Origin of the sequence: Methylobacterium sp. 1973 (genome assembly GCF_040545035.1) — a bacterium.
Lineage (GTDB): Bacteria > Pseudomonadota > Alphaproteobacteria > Rhizobiales > Beijerinckiaceae > Methylobacterium > Methylobacterium fujisawaense.
The window spans coordinates 39580-46031 of the sequence record NZ_JBEPLA010000022.1; the positions used below are offsets into that span (position 1 = coordinate 39580).

General features: G+C 70.8%; 3 protein-coding genes. All 3 read left to right on the forward strand.

The window, feature by feature from the left end; all coding sequences use genetic code 11:
* Window positions 1-2: 2 nt before the first annotated feature.
* The 3 genes from ABIC70_RS26855 to ABIC70_RS26865 are packed head-to-tail and all read left to right on the forward strand — an operon-like array spanning window position 3 to window position 6192.
* Entirely contained in the window at window positions 3-1811 is a 1809-nt protein-coding gene (locus ABIC70_RS26855; RefSeq protein ID WP_354442082.1) for an ABC transporter ATP-binding protein, read from the forward strand.
* Window positions 1812-1836: 25 nt separating this feature from the next.
* Window positions 1837-3009: an efflux RND transporter periplasmic adaptor subunit gene (locus tag ABIC70_RS26860; protein ID WP_354442084.1), complete on the forward strand. Its 1173-nt coding sequence runs from the start codon at window positions 1837-1839 to the stop codon at window positions 3007-3009.
* 21 nt (window positions 3010-3030) lie between these two features.
* Entirely contained in the window at window positions 3031-6192 is a 3162-nt protein-coding gene (locus ABIC70_RS26865; protein WP_354442086.1) for a multidrug efflux RND transporter permease subunit, read from the forward strand.
* The last annotated feature ends 260 nt before the right edge of the window (window positions 6193-6452 follow it).

Here is a 6452-nt window from a genome sequence, read left to right on the forward strand (position 1 = left end):
CGATGCACGGATTCGCTCCCGCCCACGGGGCGGACGGGCCGGATGACCTGACGGGATACGGCGACCTGGCCGCCCGGCACGTTTCCGCTGGGCGCGTCCTCGGCCTGTTCCGCCCCTACGCGGGCCGGATCGCGCTCGTCCTCGGGCTGATCGCGCTCGCGACGGCGGCGGGGCTCGCCGCCCCGTTCCTGCTCCGGGAGATCATCGACGTCGCGCTGCCGCGGGGCGACGTGCGCCTGCTCGGGCTGCTCGCGGGGAGCCTCGTCGGCCTCGCCGCGCTGGCAGCGGGCATCGGCGTGCTCCAAGCCCTCGTCACCGCGAAGGTCGGGCAGACGCTGATGCACGACCTCCGGGTCCGCGTGTACGCCCACCTCCAGTCGCTGTCGCTCGGCTTCTTCACGGTGACCCGGAGCGGGGACATCCAGGCGCGCATCGCGAGCGACATCGGCGCCCTCCAGGCGCTGGTCACGCACACCGCGGGCGAAGCGACGCGCAACGCCAGCGCTGTCGCGATGACCGCGGCCGCCATGCTCTTGCTGGAGTGGCGGCTTGCCCTGTTCTCGTTCCTGGTTCTGCCGTTGGCGACCTGGATCAGCAACCGCGTCGGTCGGATGCGCGAGGAGACCACCTACGCGCAGCAGGAGCGGATCGCCGAGATGACCGCGGCGGTGCAGGAGTCCCTGTCGGTCTCGGGCATCGTCCTCGCCCGCACGATGGGGCGCACGCCGCACCTGGCGCAGCGTTTCGCGCGGGCCTCGCGCGAGGTGGCGACCCTGGAGGTCCGCTCGCACACCGCGGGCCAGTGGCAGTGGTCGGTCATCGATCTCGTTCTGCAGGCCCTGCCGGCCCTGACCCTGTTCCTCGGCGGCTGGATGATGAACGCCGGGACGGCCATGACGGTCGGCACGCTCGTCGCCATGATCGCGCTGCAGGAGCAGATGCTGTTCCCGCTGGAGGAGGTGCTGCGCACGGGCGTCGAGGTCCGGAAGACGCGGGCGCTGTTCGGGCGCATCTTCGAGTACCTCGACAAGCCGGCCGGGATCACCGAGCGGCCCGATCCCGTCATCCTCGAACCCGCGCAGGTCACCGGCCACGTGCGCCTCGACGGCGTGACGTTTTCCTACGAACGGTCGGGACCCGCCACGCTCCGCGGCGTCACGGTGGACATCCCTGCCGGCTCGCACACCGCCATCGTCGGCGCGACCGGCTCGGGCAAGTCGACCCTCGGCCATCTCCTGGCACGCCTCTACGACGTCGACGCGGGCGCCGTGCTCTATGACGGCGTCGACGTGCGTGACCTGAGCGCGCGTTCGCTCTCCGACATCCTCGGTGTGGTGACGCAGGACCCGTTCCTCCTCCATGCCAGCGTCGCGGAGAACCTGCTGTTCGCCCGGCCCGAGGCGACGGTGGCCGAGATGGTCGAGGCGGCGCGCATCGCCCAACTGCACGACCTGATCGCGGCGCTCCCCGACGGGTACGACACCGCCGTGGGCGAGCGGGGTCACCGCTTCTCGGGCGGCGAGAGGCAGCGCCTCTCGCTGGCCCGGACGATCCTGCGCGACCCGCGCGTGCTGCTGCTCGACGAGGCGACGAGCGCCCTCGATACGGCGACGGAACGGGCGATGGTCGACGCCCTCGCCCGCCCGGCCAAGCCCCGTACGACCATCACCATCGCCCACCGCCTCTCGACCGTGCGCCGCGCCGACCAGATCGTCGTGCTCGACCGGGGGACGGTGGTCGAGTGCGGGACGCACGAAGCCCTGCTCGCCCGCGACGGCGCCTACGCGCGCCTCGTGCGCAAGGCGGCCTGACGGACTCGACCCACGGACGGATTCCATGTCTCCGAGCACACACATGCGGCGGATGCCGGCCCTCGCCCTCGCGGTCGCCCTCGTCCTGCAAGGCTGCAAGCCGGCGGCGGACGGCCAGGCGGCAGGCGGTTCCGGAATCGCGGGTCCACCCCCCGATGTCTCGACCGTCACGGCCGAGGCGGCGACGGTGCCGCGCACCCTCGACCTGCCCGGGCGCCTGGCCTCGACGCGGGTCGCCGAGGTCAGGGCTCAGGTCGCCGGCATCATCCAGGAGCGTGCCTTCGAGGAGGGCAGCCTCGTCAGGAAGGGCGACGTCCTGTTCCGCATCGACCCCGCCGTGTACCGGGCCGAGGTCGATGCCAAGTCCGCCGCCCTCGACCGGGCCGAGGCCACGCGGGTGCAAGCACTGCGGCAATCGGAGCGCACCGAGACGCTGCTGGAGCGCCAGGCGGCCAGCACCGCCCAGCACGACATCACCACCGCCGCCCTGCGGCAGGCCGAGGCCGACGTCGCGAGCGCGAAGGCGCAACTCGCCCGGGCCCGGATCGACCTCGACTACGCGACCGTACGCGCGCCCATCGCCGGCCGCATCGGCCGGGCCATGGTCACGGAGGGCGCCCTCGTGGGCCAGGGCGAAGCGACGAAGCTCGCGCTGATCCAGCAGGTCGACCCGATCTTCGCCGACTTCAACGCTTCCGCCGCCGACGCCGGGCGGCTCGCCGGCCTCGGTCCGGGACAGGGGGAGACGAAGGTACGCCTGGTCCTGCCGGACGGCTCGCTCCACCCCGACGCCGGGCGTCTGCTGTTCACGGATGTGAGCGTCGACCCCGGCACCGGGCAGGTCTCGCTGCGGGCGAGCTTCCCCAACCCGAAGGTCGCCCTGCTGCCGGGCACCTACGTCCGCGTCCGCGTCGCGCAGGGGGAATTGCCGGGCGCGGTCATCGTCCCGGCCCAGGCCATCCAGCGCAGCAGCGCCGGCGTCGCGCAGGTCTACGTCGTCGGTGAGGACAGGACGGCCGCCCTGCGCCCCGTCAGGGCGGGGGCGCTGACGGACACCGGCTGGATCGTCGAGGAGGGCCTCAGGGCCGGGGACACCGTCGTGGTCGAGGGCTTTCAGAGGCTGCAGCCCGGCATGGCGGTGAACCCCATGCCTTGGCAGGCAGCCCGGACGGCCTCCGCCGCCGCCGCCAAGCCCTGACGTCGCCGGGATCGAACCGACATGAGCCGCTTCTTCATCGCGCGCCCGATCTTCGCCTGGGCGATCTCCATCTTCATCATGCTGGTGGGCGCGATCTCCATTGCCGCCCTGCCGGTCTCGCAATACCCGGACGTGGCCCCGGTCACGATCCAGGTGACCGCGACCTACCCGGGCGCCCCGCCCGAGCGGCTCTACGACGGCGTCACCCGCATCATCGAGGAGGAGCTCAACGGCATCCCGGGGCTGATGTATTTCGAGAGCACCAGCGACACCTCCGGCATGGCGCAGATCACGGCCTCCTTCGCGCCGGGCTCGGACCCGTCGAAGGCCACCGTGGCGGTGCAGAACCGGATCAAGCGTATTGAGGCGCGCCTGCCCCGGGCGGTGACCCAGCAGGGCGTCACCGTCGAGGAGGCCAGCACCAGCTTCCTCCAGTTCGTCACCGTCTCCTCCAAGGACGGTTCCCTCAGCGAGACCGACCTCGGCGACATCGCCGCCCGCCGCCTGCTCGGCGAGTTGCGGCGGGTGCCGGGCGTCGGCCGCGCCACCCTGTTCTCCTCCGAGAAGGCGCTGCGGATCTGGATCGACCCGGTCAAGCTTGTCGGGTTCGGGATGACGCCAAGTGACGTGACGGCCGCCGTCGGCGCGCAGAACGCGCAGGTCGCCTCCGGCATCGTTGGCGCGCAGCCGGCGACGCCGGACCAGCGCATCGCCGCCAACGTGCTGGTGAAGGGGCAACTCACCACGCCCGCCGAGTTCGGGGAGATCGTGCTGCGCGCCAACCCCGACGGCTCGCTCGTGCGCCTGCGCGACGTGGCCGAGGTCGAACTCGGCGGCCAGTCCTACGCGATGCAGACCCGCCTCGACGGGCGACCCGCCGCCGGCATCGGCATCCAGCTCGCCCCGGGCGCCAACGCGCTCGCCGCCGCCACCGGCGTGCGGGCGAAGCTCGCCCAGCTGCAGCGGACCCTGCCGGCCAACGTGCGGGTGACGGTGCCCTACGACACCACGCCGTTTGTCGAGGCGTCGATCAGGAAGGTGCTGGTGACGCTCGCCGAGGCCATGGCGCTCGTCTTCGCCGTGATGTTCCTGTTCCTGCAGAACGTCCGCTACACGCTCATCCCGACCATCGTCGTGCCGGTAGCGTTGCTCGGCACCTGCGGCGTGCTGCTCGTCGCCGGTTTCTCGATCAACGTGCTGACCATGTTCGGCATGGTGCTGGCCATCGGCATCCTCGTCGACGACGCCATCGTCGTGGTCGAGAACGTCGAGCGCATCATGGCCGAGGAGGGACTGCCGCCGCGGGAGGCGACCCGGAAAGCCATGGGCCAGATCACCGGCGCCATCGTCGGCATCACCGCGGTTCTGATCGCCGTCTTCGTGCCGCTCGCCTTCTTCCCGGGCTCGGTCGGGGTCATCTACCGGCAGTTCGCCGTGAGCATGGCGACCTCCATCGCCTTCTCGGCCTTCCTGGCCCTGTCCCTGACACCCGCCCTCTGCGCCACGCTGCTGAAGCCCGTCGAGAAGGGTCACGGCCACGACAAGCGCGGCTTCTTCGGCTGGTTCGACCGCCGCTTCCGCTCCGGCACGGAAGCCTATCGGTCGGGTGTGGCTAGCGTGCTGCGCCGGCCCGTGCGGGCGCTGCTCGTCTACGCCCTCCTCGTCGCCGCCCTCGGTTGGGGCTACCTGCGCATGCCGGGAAGCTTCCTGCCCATCGAGGACCAGGGCTACGTCATCGTCGACGCGCAGACGCCGCCGGAATCGGCCACCGGCCGCACCCTCGACGTGGCCAAGCGGATCGAGGAGCACTTCGCCAAAGAGCCCGGCATCGACAGCCAGACGCTACTTCTCGGATTCGGCTTCTCGGGCCAGGGACAGAACGCGGCCCTCAACTTCGTCGGACTGAAGCCCTGGGGCGAGCGCGGGCCGGACGACGGCGCCGACGCCATCACGGCCCGCGCCAACGCCGCCCTCGGCGGCCTGCCCGACGCCATCGCCATGTCGCTGTCGCCGCCGGCCATCGACTCGCTGGGCAATTCCAGCGGCTTCGCCTTCCGCCTCCAGGACAAGGGCCAGCAGGGTCATGCGGCGCTGGCGGCCGCGCGCGACCAGTTGCTGAAGGCGGCGAGCCGGAGCCCGATCCTGCAGGGCGTCTACGTCGAGGGCCTGCCGACCGCACCGCAGATCGAGCTTATCCTCGACCGGCAGAAGGCGAATGCGCTCGGCGTGACTTTCGCCGACATCAACGACGCGCTCTCGACGAGCCTCGGCTCGGCCTACGTCAACGACTTCCCGAACCAGGCACGCATGCAGCGGGTCATCGTCCAGGCCGAGGCGTCCCGGCGCATGAAGGCGGAGGACCTGCTCGACCTGAACGTCCGCAACGCCAAGGGGCAGATGGTGCCGCTGCAATCCTTCGCCCGGGTGGAGTGGACGATGGGACCGTCGCAGGTCGTGGGATTCAACGGCTACCCGAGCATCAAGATCTCCGGCAGTGCCGCGCCGGGCTACGCCAGTGGCGACGCGATGGCCGAGATGGAACGCCTCGCCGGGCAACTCCCGCCGGGGTTCGACTTCGCCTGGACCGGGCAGTCGCTGCAGGAGAAGCTATCGGGGTCCCAGGCCATCTACCTGCTCGCGCTGGCCCTGGTCTGTGTCTTCCTCTGCCTCGCCGCACTCTACGAGAGCTGGTCGATCCCCCTGGCCGTGCTGCTCGTGGTACCGACCGGCGTGGTCGGTGCGGTCTTCGCGATGCTCATGCGCGACATGCCGAACGACGTCTACTTCAAGGTCGGCCTGATCACGGTGATCGGCCTGACCGCGAAGAACGCGATCCTCATCATCGAGGTGGCCAAGGATCTCATGGCGAGCGGCGTATCGGTGAAGGAGGCGGCGCTGGAGGCGTGCCAGCTGCGCTTCCGCCCCATCGTGATGACCTCGTTTGCCTTCATTCTCGGCGTCGTGCCGCTCGCCGTCGCGACCGGGGCCAGCATGAACAGCCAGCGGGCTATCGGGACGGGCGTGCTCGGCGGCATGGTCACGGCGACCGTGCTGGCGGTCTTCGTCACGCCGCTCTTCTACGTCCTGATCGGGCGGGCATTCGGATCTCGGGCAGCCGGCCGACGGCAGGTCGATCCCGCCCGGCCGGTCGCACCCGGGCGGCGCGGCATCCCCGTGCCCTGAGGATGATCAATCGGGATCGGGCCCCCGCGCAATGAGGCGCTGTCCGGCACCGTGACCTCCACCCATCGTGACGTCTGCTTCGCGGCCGTGATTTGGACGACTAGAGGTTCCGGTATGGGCGCAAGCCAAACGACAGGTCTTGCGCGCACCGGCGATCCGGCATGGCCTAGGGTGTGAACCGAACCAAGGCGTTGCAGGGTTTGTCGTTTTGTGATTCCAGGCGGCCGTTTTGCGGCCTGGAGGTAGCGATGGCGGACCTG